General features: G+C 70.1%; 13 protein-coding genes. 5 read left to right on the forward strand and 8 right to left on the reverse strand.

The window, feature by feature from the left end:
- Positions 1 to 63: 63 nt before the first annotated feature.
- Positions 64 to 948, forward strand: a complete 885-nt coding sequence (locus FHR84_RS11710) for a helix-turn-helix domain-containing protein (protein WP_179535531.1) — start codon at positions 64 to 66, stop codon at positions 946 to 948.
- A gap of 24 nt (positions 949 to 972) precedes the next feature.
- On the forward strand, positions 973 to 1,191 hold the full coding sequence (locus FHR84_RS11715) for a DUF397 domain-containing protein (protein WP_343075243.1): 219 nt from the start codon (positions 973 to 975) through the stop codon (positions 1,189 to 1,191).
- Between the two features lie 55 nt (positions 1,192 to 1,246).
- Here FHR84_RS11715 and thiD read toward each other — a convergent pair whose 3' ends face one another.
- Both thiD and thiC read right to left on the reverse strand, forming a co-directional pair.
- Positions 1,247 to 2,122 (reverse strand): bifunctional hydroxymethylpyrimidine kinase/phosphomethylpyrimidine kinase, encoded by an 876-nt coding sequence (gene thiD, locus FHR84_RS11720; protein ID WP_179535532.1) that lies wholly within the window; start codon positions 2,120 to 2,122, stop codon positions 1,247 to 1,249.
- Between the two features lie 354 nt (positions 2,123 to 2,476).
- Positions 2,477 to 4,168, reverse strand: a complete 1,692-nt coding sequence (gene thiC / locus FHR84_RS11725; RefSeq protein WP_218862763.1) for a phosphomethylpyrimidine synthase ThiC — start codon at positions 4,166 to 4,168, stop codon at positions 2,477 to 2,479.
- A 242-nt stretch (positions 4,169 to 4,410) separates the two neighbouring features.
- Between thiC and FHR84_RS11730 the strand changes: the two genes are divergently transcribed.
- Complete coding sequence (locus FHR84_RS11730; protein ID WP_179535533.1) at positions 4,411 to 5,022, forward strand: Uma2 family endonuclease; 612 nt, start codon at positions 4,411 to 4,413, stop codon at positions 5,020 to 5,022.
- Between the two features lie 85 nt (positions 5,023 to 5,107).
- Here FHR84_RS11730 and FHR84_RS11735 read toward each other — a convergent pair whose 3' ends face one another.
- Positions 5,108 to 5,680: a peptide deformylase gene (locus FHR84_RS11735; protein WP_179535534.1), complete on the reverse strand. Its 573-nt coding sequence runs from the start codon at positions 5,678 to 5,680 to the stop codon at positions 5,108 to 5,110.
- 212 nt (positions 5,681 to 5,892) lie between these two features.
- On the opposite strand from FHR84_RS11735, the gene FHR84_RS11740 reads away from it, so the two are divergent.
- Both FHR84_RS11740 and FHR84_RS11745 read left to right on the forward strand, forming a co-directional pair.
- A complete protein-coding gene (locus FHR84_RS11740) occupies positions 5,893 to 6,372 on the forward strand; it encodes a DUF3263 domain-containing protein (RefSeq protein WP_179535535.1) in 480 nt (159 codons plus the stop codon).
- A 3-nt stretch (positions 6,373 to 6,375) separates the two neighbouring features.
- A complete protein-coding gene (locus FHR84_RS11745; RefSeq protein WP_179535536.1) occupies positions 6,376 to 7,020 on the forward strand; it encodes a LytR C-terminal domain-containing protein in 645 nt (214 codons plus the stop codon).
- 466 nt (positions 7,021 to 7,486) lie between these two features.
- Here the strand turns inward: FHR84_RS11745 and FHR84_RS11750 are convergent, their stop codons facing one another.
- The 5 genes from FHR84_RS11750 to moeA all read right to left on the reverse strand — a co-directional run bounded on the left by FHR84_RS11750 (position 7,487) and on the right by moeA (position 15,533).
- The gene (locus FHR84_RS11750) at positions 7,487 to 9,757 is read right to left on the reverse strand and encodes an AAA family ATPase (protein ID WP_179535537.1); all 2,271 of its coding nucleotides are present in this window, start codon (positions 9,755 to 9,757) and stop codon (positions 7,487 to 7,489) included.
- 85 nt (positions 9,758 to 9,842) lie between these two features.
- Complete coding sequence (gene pssA / locus FHR84_RS11755) at positions 9,843 to 10,775, reverse strand: CDP-diacylglycerol--serine O-phosphatidyltransferase (RefSeq protein WP_179535538.1); 933 nt, start codon at positions 10,773 to 10,775, stop codon at positions 9,843 to 9,845.
- On the reverse strand, positions 10,772 to 11,503 hold the full coding sequence (locus FHR84_RS11760) for a phosphatidylserine decarboxylase (RefSeq protein ID WP_179535539.1): 732 nt from the start codon (positions 11,501 to 11,503) through the stop codon (positions 10,772 to 10,774). The genes pssA and FHR84_RS11760 overlap by 4 nt, the downstream gene beginning before the upstream one ends.
- 592 nt (positions 11,504 to 12,095) lie before the next feature.
- A complete protein-coding gene (locus tag FHR84_RS11765; protein WP_179535540.1) occupies positions 12,096 to 14,081 on the reverse strand; it encodes a M48 family metalloprotease in 1,986 nt (661 codons plus the stop codon).
- A gap of 216 nt (positions 14,082 to 14,297) precedes the next feature.
- Positions 14,298 to 15,533, reverse strand: a complete 1,236-nt coding sequence (gene moeA / locus FHR84_RS11770; protein ID WP_343075244.1) for a molybdopterin molybdotransferase MoeA — start codon at positions 15,531 to 15,533, stop codon at positions 14,298 to 14,300.
- Positions 15,534 to 15,866 lie beyond the last annotated feature (333 nt).

A 15,866-nucleotide genomic window follows, 5' to 3' on the forward strand; every position in this document is an offset into this window, starting at 1 on the left:
TTTGGAATGGGTACTCGCATTAACCACTCGGATGGATGACTGGTCGAACAGGAGGACCCAGCGATGACCGCCACCGACGGCGACGTCGTAAGCAGCACTGTCCGACGCTGGCAACTGACCGAGAGCCTGCGCCAGCTTCGTGAACAGGCCGGGTTCACGATGGCCGAAGCGGCCGACGAGCTGCGGAAGCAGCCGGGCAAGTGGTCCCGGTCCAAGCTGCAACGCATCGAGACGCGTGACCAGAAGGTCAAGTACCGCGAAGTCGAACAACTGCTGGACCTGTACGAGGTCACCGATACCGAGCTGCGCGGATGGTTGCTGGAGCTCGCCACCACCGCGAACGAACGCGGTTACTGGTTGGCGATCCGCAAGGAATTTCCCCAGGACTTCCGGGACGTGCTGGCGGTGGAAGGAGCACTGGTCGCCCAGCGACAGCTGGAAACCACGGTGATACCGGGGCTGCTTCAGACCCAGGACTGGGCGCGTGCCGTGATGACCGGAGGCAGTCCGGGGTTGTCGGAGGAAGCGATCGAGCGCAGAGTCATGGCACGGATGGCGCGTCAGCAGGTGCTCACGCGTTCGGAGCCGCTCAAGCTGCACGTGATCATCGACGAGTCGGTGCTGGAACGCCCGGTCGGAAGCGACGCGGTGATGCGGCAGCAACTTCGGGAACTCGTCGAGCACGCCCGACGCGACCACATCACGATCCAGGTGCTCCCCAAGTCGGCCGGAGCGACCCCGGCCGTCGACGGGCCGTTCTCCATCCTCACCCTGCCCGACCCGATCCCCGACTTCGGTTACGCCGAAGCGCCCGGCGGCACTCTGTACATAGAGGACAGAGAAGAAGTAAGGAACTACACCCTTCGTTTCGGTATCCTCACGGAACGAGCGCTGTCACCCGAGGACTCCACTCGGAGGATCGATGAAGCCGCTCGACTCTACGGATGAGCCCTGTTGGAGGGAGTGCGTACGGTGAGCAACGAATTCCCCGGAGCTTCGCTGGTGTGGCGCAGGAGCACTCGGTCAGGCGGCGCCGGCAGCGGCAGCGGCAACTGCGTCGAGGTGGCCTTCGGCGCGGGGTTCGCGGCCGTGCGGGACTCCAAGGCCCCCGAGGACGGTGTGCTCGCGGTCCCTCCGGGAGCCTGGAAGTCCTTCCTCGACGGGGTGCGCGCCGATCGCTACCGGAGCTGACCCGCGGAATCCCTCCGCGTCGCCGAAGCGCTCCGCGGGAGGACGAAAAGCGCGCTCAGATCGAGCGGCTGCTGATCCGCCAGAAGGTCGAGACGGGCCCGACCCCGTCGCCGAGCGGATAGGCGTGCTCCACCGAACGCGTGACGAACCGCTTGCCCAGCCGCACGGCCCGGGACACCGGAGCGCCCCGCGCGAGAGCCGCCGTGGTGGCCGAGGCGAAGGCGTCCCCGGCCCCGTGGGTGTGCGCGGTGGAGTAGCGCGGTCCCGGCAGCATCGTGGCCTCGTGCCCGTCGAACAGCAGGTCCACGCACTCGGAGTCCTCCGGCAGGTGTCCGCTCTTGATCAGCACGTAGCTCGGCCCGAAGTCGTAGATCGCCTTCGCCGCGTCCCACAGCTGCTCCCGGCCACGCACGTCTATCCCGGTGAGCAGCCGCACCTCGTCGAGATTCGGAGTGACCAGGGTCGCGCGCCGGAAGGCCTCGGTGCGCAGCGCCTCCAACGCGTCGGCGTGCAGCAGCGGTTCACCGCTGCGCGAAGCGGCCACCGGGTCGATCACCAGCGGAGTCCGCCCGGCCCCGCCGATGCCGTGCCGGTCGCAGGCCCGCAGCACCGCCTCGATGCACTCGGCGGAAGCCAGCACACCGGTCTTGGCCGCGTGCACACCGATGTCCGAGGCCACGGAGTCGATCTGGGCCGCCACGGTCTCCGGGGGGATCTCGACCACGTCGGTGACCCCGACCGTGTTCTGCACGGTCACCGCCGTGACCGCGGTCATCCCGTGCACCCCGCAGGAGAAGAAGGCGCGCAGGTCGGCGTGCATCCCCGCGCTTCCCCCCGAATCCGAACCGGCGATGGTCAGCGCCGTCGGCGGAGCCGTGTCGTTGGCGGGGCGGGTGCCGTGGCCCACTGGTGTCGAGTCCATCCCGCTCATTTTATTGAAAGTTCTCGCCTCGATTTGCTTGGTGGGTTGCGTGGCGGAACCTCTCGCGGGCTCTCGCTGCGGCGAGGCCCGACATCGGGTAGCGATCCACACAACGTCGGGCCTTCCTCGCGAGAGCACCACGGGAGAACCCGTGGCGGTGCCGACTGCGCGGACTCGTAAGCACCTGCGTCGGAGTGCAGGATTTTCCGGCGGGCCGGTTCGCGTAGCTGGTCGGGTAGCCGTCACGTGAGTCGGCGCCTTGCTGCGTTTGGGCCGCTCTCGGGTAGCGACCTACGCGGCGAGCGGCCCGCCTCCGAGCGAGGGCCGCCGACCCCGGTGGGACCGGCGGCCGCGGTGCGCTCGTCACTCGGCCATCGGCAGGTAGACCTTCCCGCCCGAGGCGGTGAACTCCTCGGCCTTCTCCCGCATCCCGGCCTCGATCGCCTCCACGCTGTTGAGCCCGTGCCTGTCCGCGTAGTCCCGCACGTCCTGCGTGATCTTCATGGAGCAGAACTTCGGGCCGCACATGGAGCAGAAGTGGGCGGTCTTCGCCGGTTCGGCAGGCAGGGTCTCGTCGTGGTAGGCCTGAGCGGTCTCCGGGTCCAGCGCGAGGTTGAACTGGTCGGTCCACCGGAACTCGAAGCGCGCCCTCGACAGCGCGTCGTCCCGCTCCTGGGCCCGTGGATGCCCCTTGGCCAGGTCGGAGGAGTGCGCGGCGATCTTGTAGGTGATCACCCCGGTCTTCACGTCGTCCCGGTTGGGCAGCCCTAGGTGCTCCTTCGGGGTGACGTAGCACAGCATGGCCGTTCCGGCCCGGCCGATGTTGGCCGCGCCGATCGCCGAGGTGATGTGGTCGTAGGCCGGTGCCACGTCCGTGGCCAACGGCCCCAGGGTGTAGAAGGGAGCCTCCCCGCAGAGCTCCTCCTCGAGGCGCACGTTCTCCTCGATCTTGTGCATCGGCACGTGACCGGGGCCCTCGATCATCACCTGCACACCGTGCTCGCGCGCGATGTGCGTGAGCTCGCCGAGGGTCTCGAGCTCGGCGAACTGGGCCCTGTCGTTGGCGTCGGCGATCGAACCGGGCCGCAGGCCGTCCCCGAGGGAGAAGGTGACGTCGTAGGAGCGCAGGATCTCGCACAGCTCCGAGAAGTGCGTGTACAGGAAGCTCTCCCTGTGGTGGGCCAGGCACCACGCGGCCATGATCGAACCGCCGCGGGAGACGATCCCGGTCACCCGCTGGGCGGTCAGCGGGACGTAGCGCAGCAGCACCCCGGCGTGCACCGTCATGTAGTCGACGCCCTGCTCGCACTGCTCGATGACCGTGTCCCGGTAGGACTCCCAGGTGAGGTTGGCCGGATCGCCGCCGACCTTCTCCATGGCCTGGTAGATCGGCACGGTCCCGATCGGCACGGGCGAGTTGCGCAGGATGGCCTCGCGCGTCTCGTGGATGCGCTTGCCGGTGGACAGGTCCATGATGGTGTCCCCGCCCCAGCGGCTGGCCCAGACCATCTTCTCCACCTCCTCCTCGATCGAGGAGGACACCGCGGAGTTGCCGATGTTGGCGTTGACCTTGACCAGGAAGTTCTTCCCGATGATCATCGGCTCGGTCTCCGGGTGGCGGCGGTTGGCCGGGATCACCGCCCGTCCCGCTGCGACTTCCGAGCGCACGAGTTCGGTGGGCAGCCCCTCGCGTGCCGCGATGAACTCCATCTCGCGGGTGACGACACCGGCCCGGGCCCACTCGAGCTGGGTGCGGTGCTCACGGCCGTCCGTCCAGCCGGAGCGCAGCGGATGCAGCCCCCGGTGCACGTCGATCTCGGCGTTCTCGTCGGTGTAGGGCCCCGAGGTGTCGTAGACGTCCAGGTGCTCGCCGTTGCTCAGCTCGACGCGGCGGGCCGGGACGGACAGCCCCGACTCGGTGCGGTGGTGGACCTTGCGCGAACCCCGGATGGCACCCGTGGTGACGCCCGGTGCGGTGATCTCCCCGGACGCTTGCCCGGACCCCGAAGCGACCGCTCCGCTCGAATCGGACGGCTGCGGATACACGTCGGCCATGCCGTTTCCCTCCCTACGCCGGTATTACCCGGTCAGGTTCGTGCGGTCGGCGGCCCCGGACGCTCTCGGCCGCCCTCTCAGCCCGCTTGCGGAGCGAGCTCCCGCGGTTTCGGTTGTCGGCGCCAGACCTTAGCCATCGAACGGGGTGTTCGCAACGCGGTGCGAACCGCTGACGGCCGGGCGAGGAGTCGCTACGCTGCCGAGCAGAGGCGCGGGCACCGGCGCGACAGCGGGAGGATACGATGCGTGACGACCATGACACGGGAGGTGAGCACGCTGTGGCGGCCGCACCGGTACTCTCGCCCGCGAGTTCGGGGGAGTTGTTCGACACCTGGCGGAACCTGGACGTGCCCGAGGGCTGGCGCGCGGAGATCATCGGGGAGAGGATCGTGATGTCACCGCCGCCGGGACACGCGCACAACCTGGTTGCTGATCGCCTGCATCGAGCGCTCGTCCGCGGGTCGCCGGACGATTGGGCGATCTTCCAGACCGCGGGGGTTTCCGTGTCGCCGCACAGCGGGCTGTTCGTGCCGGACCTGCTGGTGATCCCGCGCGACCGCGTTCCGGCGGACACGAGTCCGGACCCGGTCCCCGCCGCGCTCGCCCTGCTGGTCGTCGAGATCACTTCCCCGAGCAACCCGGACACCGATCGCACCACCAAGCTCGCCGCCTACGCGCGAGCCGAGGTGCCGCTGTACCTGCTGGTGGATCGGCACGCCCCCGATGAACCGGCCGTGTCGCTGTACTCCGAGCCGAGCGACGGGCACTACCGGCGCCTGGTCCGGGTCCCCTTCGGGGAGTCGCTCACCGTTCCGGAACCGTTCGGCCTGGAACTGGACACGAGCGACTTCTGACAGCGGTCCTCCGGCGCTGCCGGCACGCTGCCGACGTGGCTCCGCCGGAGCGGATCCCGGACGTGTCCGGGGGCCCGCGCGCGGATCAGTCGGCGAAGGGGTCCGGATCGGTGCTGGGGTTCCAGGAATGCCCCGCCTCGGTCCACCCGTTGCGCTTGAGCATCTTCTTCGCGGCCCGCACGTGCCTGCCCGTCAACCTGCTCAGGTACAGCCTGCCGTCCAGGTGGTCGGTCTCGTGCTGCAGACAACGGGCGAAGTGACCGGTTCCCTCCACCGCGATCTCCGCGCCGTTGCCGTCGGTTCCACGAACCCTGGCCCAGTCGGCCCGTCCGGTGGGGAAGGACTCACCCGGCACGGAGAGGCAACCCTCCCAGTCGTCCTCCGGATCGGGCATGGTCAACGGGATCTCCGAGGTCTCCAGGCGCGGGTTGACGACCACCCCGCGGTGGTTGACCCCCTCGTCGTCCGGGCAGTCGTAGACGAACAGGCGAAGATCCACACCGATCTGATTGGCCGCGAGCCCCACGCCGTGGGCGGCGTCCATGGTTTCGAACATGTCCTCGATGAGGGTGCGCAGCTGCTCGTCGTGAGACGTCACGGGCCGTGTCTCGGTGTACAGCACCGGGTCGCCCGCGATGCGGATCGGGTGGACGGTCATGCGCGAAACCATATCCGGTGCTTCGGAAGCGGAAGGCTCCCCCGAGGTGAGCACGAGCGCGGGCGAACGTGTCGCCGACACCGAGCGCCACGCTGATGTCGTCACTCGTGAGCGTGATGTACACCCGTTTTGATCAAGGCATGGTGTAATGCGTAGGGGGCACGAACCGGTGTCTTCCGGTGCGGATAGTCGATCGTGAGGCGAGGTGCGACATGGACGCCGCCCAGATGTTGACCGCACACGAGATCGCGCGGCAGTGCCAGCAGCGTGCGCGCACCGCCGAGCGGCCCGAACCGGGCCCCGGCCCGGAAAGACCCGGTGCGGAGAGACCCCGCGGACACTTACGTGCCGTCGACCCGATAACTCAGCCGATCGAGCGCGTTCCCGAACAGACCAGGGGGAGCGCGGTCGACGACACCGGCGAGGACGTCCGCTCCGATGAGCTGACCGACCGGGAGCGCGAAGTGCTCGCCTTCGAACGTCAGTGGTGGAAAGGCGCGGACAGCAAGGAGCGGGCGGTTCGGGAACTGTTCGCGCTCACACTGCCCGAGTACCGGAACCTGCTCGATGATCTGCTGGACAAGCCCGCGGCGATGCGGAGCGAGCCGATGTTGATCAAGCGACTGCGCCGCGAGCGCCGATCGGGCGGGATCGACTCGGCCCCCACGCGTCCCGGACCCGTACGGGAGTAATTGATGACCTCCGGAGAACCATCCACCGGCCCCTCCGCGGCGCGGATCGGCGGTTTCACGCTCATAGGAATCGGGGCGCTGGCGCTCGTCTTCGGAGCGGCCTCGATGTTCGCGGGTGGGAGCGACACCGTGGCCGAACCCTCGCCCGGCCCGGTGGCGACGAGCTCGCTGACCGCCTCCGAGGGCGAGAGCACGTCGGCGGAGACGAGTCCCGCGGAGAGCACGGACGGCTCCACCTCCTCCGCACCCCCCGAGGAGTCGAGCGCGCCGACCTCCCCGCCGCAACGGGTGACCTCGGAAAGCCGCCCGCCGGAGAGCACCGGGTCCCGGGAGGGCGCCTCGGACTCCTCGGGGAAGTCCGAGAGCGTCTCCCTGCGGGTGTACAACAACAGCAAGATCGAGGGGCTCGCGCACCGCGCGGCGGACGACCTGCGCGGCGCCGGGTTCGACGTGGTCGAGGTGGGCAACTACTCGGGGCGCATCCCGGTCACGACCGTGTACTACCGGCCGGGCACCGGTGAGCGCGCTCAGGCCGAAGCGGTGGCGCGGAAACTGGACGTGCGGGCCGAATCCAGGTTCGACGGCATATCCGACGCCAGCCCGGGGGTGATCGTGATCGTCACCAAGAACTACGACGGCCTGGGTTAGCGAGAGTTCGGCTGCGCGGTTTGCTCAGCGGGTTACTTGGCGGAACCTCTCGCGGGCTCTCGCTCCGGGTAGGCCCGACATCGGGTAGGCACCTACACAACGTCGGGGCCGTCCTCGCCGGGCACTCGACTGAGAACCCGCGGCGGTGCCGATTGCTCGGGCTCGTAAGCGCCTGCGTTGGTGTGGGCCTCTCGATCGGAAGTGCCTGTCTGGGGGTTCGGCGCTGGCGCGCCGAAGGGAAATCCCGAGAAGCTCAACTCAGGGGCGCATCCCAGCGCAGGTGCTTCAGCCTGAGCAGGACGAGGAGATCCGGTGCGTGAGTCGGATGCGTCGCAAGGCCGGGTCGCTCGCCGCGTAGGTGGCTACTCACCAGCGGCCCAACGCTCCCGAGGCGCCGACTCACGTGACGGCTAAGCGCCCCACCAAGCAACCGGCCTCGCCGTGGGCCGAAGCCGATGCGGTCCGTTCATCTTCCCCGTTCGTACGCGTCGAACGCCGCCAGCTGCTCCGCCGACAGCGAGGGACGCACCCGTGCGCGCGCGGCCTCGACGTGCGCGGTCGAGACCTCGGTCGCGTCCATGCTCTCCCGCAGCGCGGAAAGAGCCGCCTCCCTGATCAGCGCTGAGCAGTCGGCGGCCGAATACCCCTCGAGGGACTCGGCCAGCGCGTCCGGGTCCACATCGGAGGCCAGCGGGGTGTTCCTGCTCGCGGAACGCAGGATCTCGGCCCGCGCCTCCGCGTCGGGAGGCGGAACACCGATGGAACGTTCGAGCCTGCCCGGGCGCAGCAGCGCAGGATCCACCAGTTCGGGCCGGTTGGTGGCGCCGATCACCACGACGTCGCGCAACGGTTCCACACCGTCCAATTCGGTCAGAAGAGCGGCCACCACCCTGTCCGTGACCCCCGAGTTCGCGGACTGCCCCCGCACCGGTGCGAGCGCGTCGATCTCGTCCAGGAACACCAGGGTCGGAGCGGCCTCCGCGGCCCTGGCGAACAACTCGCGCACCGCCCGCTCGGACTCGCCGACCATTTTGTCCAACAGCTCCGCGCCCTTGACCGCTATCGCGTTGAGCTCGCCCGAACCGGCCAGCGCCCGCACCAGGAAAGTCTTCCCGCAGCCGGGAGGGCCGTGCAGCAGCACCCCGCGAGACGGACGAACACCCAACCTGGCGAAGGAGTCCGGATAACTCAGCGGCCAGAGCACGGTCTCGTTCAGCGCCTGCTTGACCTCGGTCATGTCCCCGACGTCGTCCAGCGTCAGATCGCCGGTCCGCAGAGTGTCCGTGGTGGACATCGAGATGGGACGTACGGAGGACAGCGCCCGCTCGAAGTCCTCGACGCCCACTCTGGGCTCGTCCGCGCCGTGCTCCGCGCGGTGCCGCAGCGCGGCCTGCACCGCCGCCTCCCCGCACAACGCCTCCAGATCGGCGGCGACGAACCCCGGGGTGCGCTCGGCGAGCCGGCCCACCTCCACTTCGCGGTGCAACGGGGTCTGCCCGAGCAGCACCCGGAGCAGCTCGGTGCGGGTCGGCACGTCGGGAGGGCCGATGGTCAGCTCCCGGTCGGCGAGCCCCGGCTCCCGAACCCCCGGAGCCACTTCCTGCGGGGACGCGCTGGTGAGCACGAGCGCCAACCCGCGCTCAGCCGTCGCCGAGCGCAGCGCGTCCAGCGCCACCGTGGAAAGCGGTGGTGGATCCGTGGCGGGGAAGAGCTCCTCCACATCCGTGACCAGCAGCACGCAACCACCGTCCCGGCTCGCCGCCGCACGCGCCCGCCGCACCGCGCCGTGAACCCGCTCAGCCGCGGTCGCGGCCTCCAGAGCGGCGACGCTCGGTCCGCTCAGCTCCACGAGGGCGGCGTCCACGGACGCGGCCACCGAACGCACCATCGTCGCCTTGCCCACACCGGAGGGACCGCTGAGCAGCACGCCCAGCCGCGCGGTGGTGCCGAGACGTTCCAGCAGCTCGGGCTGACGGAAGGAGAGCCGCAGCCACTCGTCCAGCCGGGCGGCCGTCTGCCTTCCGGAGACGAGATCGGAGGACGGCAGGACCCGCTGCCCGCCCGCATCGGGCGGGGGAGCGGCGGGTTCCTCCGCGGACCGAGCGGGAGCTCGCCGCTCCGAAGCGCTCGGCGCCGCCGAAGCCGCCTCCGGTTTCGCCGGAGCCCCCGTGGTGCGTTTCCAGCCGACCAGCGTCCCGGGGTGAACCGCCACGGCACCGGCCGGATCCGTCTCCGTGATGGTGACCAGCTCGTTGGTCCAGGTGCTTCCGAACGAGGCGGAAAGCCTGCCGCGGACCGCGCCCGCCGCCCCGGCCGCTCCACCGACGAGGTCCTGGGGCAGCAGCGAAACAGTGTCCCCGGCCAGCAGCACCTTGCCCGTGAGCGCGAGGCGCAGCGTCTCCGGAGATATCGAAGCGCTCGCCATCCGCGAGCCGGAGACGGTGATCGAACGGGCCGTGCGCACCCGCTCGGGGGTGACGAGGAGTTCGCTCCCCTCGGTGGCGCCTGCGTTGCGCAAGGTGATGTCGTCGACGAGCACCGCGCTCGTGGACTCGCCGACCCTGGTGCTCGCGGCCAGCGCCACGGTGTCGGTGGTTCCGGTGATCCGGACCGCGTCGAGACTGCTCAGCCCGAGAGCGTCCAGCACTTCCGGGTGCAGCCGCAGCACACCGCGGCGGTTGTCCGCCGCCGAGCTGGTCAGCCTGGCGGTGAGGGTGATCGACGAAGTCGTGTTCACGATTCGAGCCTAGTAGGTGCGTTCGGCGGCTCGGTCTGCTTGGCGGTGCGGGTGGCGGAATCACGGGCACCACCCGGCGGGGGGCTCACTTCGAGCGGTGGCGCAGTCCCAGAGCCCGGTAGCTGCGCCTGCTCTCCCGGTCGCGGTCGATGTTGCGGCGCGTCAACCTGACACGGCGCGCGGCCCCGGCGACCCGTCGACGCAGCGGGGGGCGCAGTCCGAGCCGACGCTGACTGCGCCGGATCGCCCGGCGCTCCCTCGGCGGGACTTCCCAGGCCTCCGGGTGGTTGGCCAGCCAGTGGTGGCGATACACGGCGTAGGGCACGTGCACGAGATAGCCCGCCAGGGCGATCGTCAGGGAGATGAGCGGGTAGGTCACGATCCCCGCGGCGAGCAGCGCGACCAGCACCAGCAGCGGTGCGACCAGCTTGGCCGGGACCTTGACCGTTTTCAGCGACAACGTCGGGACCCTGCTCACCGCGAGAGCGGCGATCGCGAGCATCCAGACCATCACCGTCGGCTGGGCCGACCACCAACCGTCGCCGCCTGCCGCCGCGGTGATCACGATCGGCAGCAACGCGAGCAGCCCGGCTGCCGGGGCAGGCACCCCGACGAAGAACTCCTTGCTGAACGATGGCTGTTCGCCGTCGTCGAGCAGCGTGTTGAAGCGCGCGAGCCGCAGGATCATGCACACCGCGAAGATCAGGGCCACCACCCACCCGACCCGGTTACCGCCCAGCTGCCAGGCGTAGAGGGTGAGAGCCGGTGCCACGCCGAAGGACATCGCGTCGGACAGCGAGTCGAGTTCGGCGCCCATCTTGCTGGTGGCGTCCAGCAGCCGCGCTATTCGCCCGTCCAGGCCGTCGAGCACGGCGGCCACCGCCGTGGCGGCGATGGCTCCCTCCAACTGCTGGTTGAGGGCGAACTGCACGGCGGACAGCCCCGCGCACATCGCCAGCACGGTTACCGCGTTGGGCAGGAACCGGACCCCGGGTGGGTTAGTACGTGTCTCGTTCATACCGCTGCCGCACCGTTCCCGTGGGGGTACTCGGCGAGGACGGTCTCACCACCGACGGCGCGCTGGCCCGGTTCGACCGGTACCCGGCTGGTGGCGGGGACGTAGAGGTCCACGCGGGAGCCGAAGCGGATCAGCCCGTAGGTGTCCCCGGCCGAGACGGACGCCTTCTCCCGGACCGAGCACACGATCCTTCGCGCGACCAGCCCGGCTATCTGCACCACGACCACGTCGACGCCCTCGCGGGTGCGGAGCAGCATCGCGTTGCGCTCGTTGTCCTCGCTCGCCTTGTCGAGATCTGCGGAGAGGAAAGCTCCCGGCCGGTAGGCGAGCGCGGCGACCTCGCCGTCGGCCGGGATCCGCTGCACGTGCACGTCGAACACCGTCAGGAAGATGCTGATCCGCAGCATCCGCTGCTCCCCCAGTCCGAGCTCGGGCGGGGGGCAGGCCTCCTGGACCCCGGCGACCGTCCCGTCGGCCGGGGCGACGGCGATGCCGGATCCGCTGGGGGTGACTCGACGCGGTTCGCGGAAGAACCACGCGCACCAGGCCGTGGCGAGGGCGCCGAGCACTCCCGCCGGACGCCAGAGGCGGCGCAGCAGCACTGTGGCCAGCGCCCCCGCGAACACGAACGGTCTGCCCGCCCGGTGCATGGGTGGGAGGGTCTCGCGGGCCAGCTGTGCCAGCTTGAGTAACGGGCCGGTTTTCGGTGCGGAGTCCGCGTTCTTCATCGAGGTGGCTCGCCCCTGCGTCGACGGTCAGGATGCGACGTGCCGCTTGCGTCGCCGTGGTTACAGCATCGCTGATATCCGGTCGCCGACCGTGAGCAGGGGGCGGTTGTGGTTGGATTCACGAGCTGTGCTGGCTTTCGAGGACCGCGCCCGCGTCCGGGCTCCGGCCGCGTGGGAGCGGCCTGCGCCGGGAGTCGTCCGCTCGGGCGTCCGGCTGTCGGGCGTTTCGAGCGTCGTCGGTCGGGAGGCTCCGCGGCTTGGGAGCGGAGTGGTGGTGTCTCGGATTCCGGGACGGTGCCGGCACCCCCGAAGTGCCGGCACCGCCCGGAACCACGACCGCTCGGGGCCTCCCCGTTGACTCCGAACGGCCCCCGGTGGATCCGTGCGCCCCCCGACGGCACACGCATCCGAGTCCCGATCTTCTCGCTGGCACCGGGGTGCTGAAAAGGTCCGACGCTCTGTAGGTGTAACGGATCGACAGCTTGTGATGCTGTGTCCAGTGTAATGGAACTCACAAGGAGATGAGTAGCCGCTATCGGAGGACTTTTGTCACAGATTTAATAACATAATGTATTTTATTGCGCAGAGTTGCTCACTCGTCCGAGTGAGGTTCCTTGTCGGCGCTCAACCGGGCCCCCAGCAGGTCACCCAGCCCCGAGTAGGGGGTCCCACGCTCGAATGAGTCAGTGACGCTGGATATACGCAACTTGGCCAATTCCTCCTCGCTCGCGGAATCCTCCGAGGCAGGCTCGGTGAGGGACTCGGAGAGTTCCGAGACCGCGTAGTCGTCCAGGTAGAGCTCCATCGACAGCTCCCAGGACCTCACGTCCCGGTGCAGCTCGGCCGTGGCGACGTCCCGGCTGTCCACCCACTGGGACCCGTCCAGCTCGCGCAGCTCGGCCACGGGGGTCTCCGCCAATCGCTCGAGGCGCTCGTGCTCGGTCCGCCGGAGGCGGGCGAGCGCCCCGGCCAGCAGCCGCCGGAGCGTCCCCGTCCGGTTGGGCAGCAGCAACAGCCCCCGGTCGGTGACGAACAGGTCGTGGGGCTTCTTCGCGATTCGCACCGGGCTGACCATCCCGGAGAGCTTCGGCTCCGGTTCCTCGCTCGGCGGCCGCTCGTGGTCCAACGCCACCCCGAGGTGCAGCAGGTGCCGGTGCAAGCCCGGCACCAGCCGGGGATCGGCCACGGCGGGCCGCACCAGCTTGTCCGGGTCCAGTGCCCGCCCGTCGGCGAGCTGGAGCTTCGGGGGGCCGCTCCAGTCCAGCTCGTGCTGAGCATGCCCCGCCTGGACCAGGGCGTCCACCACGGTGGCCCCGAGCAGCTCCGTCATCGTGTCCACCACGGCCTCGTCCACCAGCTCGGGGGAGAGCCCCGGGTTGAGCGCCGGATTGATCAGGTCGTTCATCTCGCCCCGGTGCATGGCGGCCAGCACCCCGGCCAGGTTCGGCTCGGCCTCCACCCCGCTCTGGACGACGGCCGAGCTGAGCCTGCCCGCCCGCACGGCGACGTCGTGATCGGCGGCCAGCCGAGCCAGTTCCGGCCACGGCACCCGCGTTCCCAGTCCCTCCACCAGCAGTCGGTCCTCGACGGCCGGGATGCTCTTGCGCGGATTGCGGACCAGCGCGACGGCGGGTCGGTCGTCGGTCTCGTCGGGCTCGCCCGAGGAGGCCCGTTTGAGCGCTTCGAGGCGTTGGGAAACAGTGGGGCGGGAGGGCTCGTCGGCCCGCTCGGCCGAGATGGTCTCCTTCGCCCGTTCGGCCAGGTCCTTCTTGCGGTGCTGGTTCTCGAGGAACGAGCGGAAACCGAGCAGTACGTCCGGGGTGTGCTCCACCCGGGCGGCCATGCTCAGGTACTCCTTCGTGTAGTCCCGCCAGCCCAGCTGCAGCCCCACGTGCTTGCGCAGGGTGGCCATCGTGGTGCGCTTGCCCGCCAGGCGGACCGCTATCGCATCCCCCCGCAGGGTGCGGGTGCGCACCAGCGGGGCCGTCAGGGCCGCGCAGAGCCGGGCATGGCCGGAGAACAGCCACTTGGTGGGGCCCGCGGTCAACCCCCGCTCGGTGGCCAGGACCGCGTCGCGGATGCGGCAGGCGAGCGCCTCGGGGGTGCTGCCTCCTCCCTTGCTCAGCTCCTGGGCCAGCACGACCGAGAGTTCGGTGACGGTGAGGCCCGCCAGCAGCGGGAGCCCGACCTCCAGGCACCGGGTGCCGCGCAGCAGGCCGAGCAGTCTGGTCCGTTCCCGCAGCCGCACCCCGGTGTCGCAGGTGATGCGCAGTTCGTCCGGTTCGGGCGCCTCCGCCGTTTTGGCGACTTTGCGGACGGTGCGCCACAGCTGGGGCTGGGCGTCGCCGTTCACGGGGATTCCGCGCGGTCCGTCGTCGACTCCGAGCAGGCCTCTCAACATCACGGCGATGCTGGCCGCGACCACGAGTCCGGCCAGTGCGGCGCGCGCCCCGTTGCCGAAGTCGTAGCGGAGCGCGTAGGCGGCGATTCCGAACAGCCCGAGAACCAGCACTGCCGGTACGGCGAAAAAACCGATGTGCAGTGCCGATGTCAGAGCGGCACGCCATGGGCCACGCACAGTGACAACTCCCGACTGACGATGGTCCGTGAACGCTGGCTCAGGCTAGTCATCCTCGGGGCTCCGGCGGTAGGGAACCCTGGGAGGAGAAGTGTCACCCCAGGTCGTGTCGGCATGGAACCCCTCCGTTCCGATTGGCCGGGAGCGTTCTTTCGGTGCGCCGGCGCCGGCGCACACGACCCGAACGCCCACGAGGACCGCAGCGGGGAGTCCCGGCTAGTCGAGGAGCCATATGTCCACGGTGGTCCCGGCGGGGACCTCGGAGCTCTCCTCCGGCAGCTGGATGAGGCAGTTGGCCGCGACCATGCCCGAGAGGAGGTGGGACCCCGCGCCCCCCTGCGCGCTCACCGTGTCGGACTCCGGGTCGAAGAGCCCGCGCCGGTACTGGCGCTTGCCCGGCGAGGAGCGCAGGGCCCCGGACAGCGTGGCTCTCCTCCGTGGACGGTCCACTGTGTTGTGACCGCCCGCCCGGCGCAGCGCGGGACGCACGAACACCTCGAAGGAAACGATCGAGCTGACGGGATTTCCCGGGAGCGTGACCACGGGGACACGTCTCCCTCCCGCGGTGTAGTGGCCCGATCCCTGCGGCATGCCGGGTTGTACGGCGACCTTCTCGAAGCGGACCTCGTCGCCCTCCAGCGCGTCCTTGACGACCTCGTAGGCGCCCGCGCTCACCCCGCCGGAGGTGAGCACCAGGTCGGTCTCGTCCAGGTACGGCTCCAGCGCGGAGTGGAAGGCCGCGACGTCGTCGGGCACGAAGTGCAGCAGCTCGGCCGTGCCGCCGCACTGGCGCACCGCCGCCGCGAGCATGGTTCCGTTGGACTCGTAGATCTCGCCGCCGCGCAGCGGGGTCCCCGGGCGCACCAGTTCCGAGCCCGTCGAGAGCACGAGCACCCTGGGCGGGCGGTGGACCGGGAGCTCGGCGCTTCCCACGGCCGAGGCCATGCCCAGCTGGGCGGCTCCGAGCGTGCTTCCGCCGTCGAGGACGGTCTGCCCCGCGATCACGTCCTCACCGCTGCCGCGGACATTGGCCCCGGCGGGAACGGTGGCGTGGACCGTGACCCGCTCCGTGCCGCCGTCGGTGCGTTCCACCGGGACCGTCGCGTCGGCCCCGGAGGGCAGCTGTGCGCCCGTCATTATCCGGTGCGCCGTCCCCGGGGCGAGTTCGTCGAGGTGCACCCGTCCGGCGGGTATGTCGGCGGTCACGGGGAGGGTCACGGGTCTCTCCGGGCCCGCCTCCGCGAGATCGGCCGAGCGGACGGCGTAACCGTCCATGGCCGAGTTGTCGAAGGGCGGCAGGGAGATCGGCGCCGTCAGGTGCTCGGCCAGTGCCAGTCCCAGGCATTCGTCCAGCGGCAGGTTCAGCGTCGGGGTCGGGACGAGCAGTTCCGAGACGCGCCTGCGGTACTCGTCCACCGACAGCAGCGCCGAGGGATCGGTAGTGTGAGCCACGCCCCGATCATCGGACACTCGGTTCCGGAGGTTGGAGTTAGGGTCGGCGGCTCGGCTTGCTTGGCGGTGCCGGTGACTCGGGCTCAAAGCGCCTGAGTCGGAGCGGAACCTTGCGTCCGAGGTTCTTGGCAGGAGTTCGGCAGTGCCGGTGGTTGGCTGGGGAAAGCGGATTCGCCGCTGGTCCGATGATCGATCCAGCCGAGTGAGTGCCAACCTGATCCGCGGCCCCGCCCTCGGGGCTCGCTGCCCGCCCGACCCGCTCGGTGGGCGGGGACCGTGCGTGCAAGACTTCCTTCCGTCGGGAGATCGTGTCCGCGGGGCGGCGTCGCCCCG

The organism is Actinopolyspora biskrensis, assembly GCF_013408175.1.
Classification (GTDB): Bacteria; Actinomycetota; Actinomycetes; order Mycobacteriales; family Pseudonocardiaceae; genus Actinopolyspora; species Actinopolyspora biskrensis.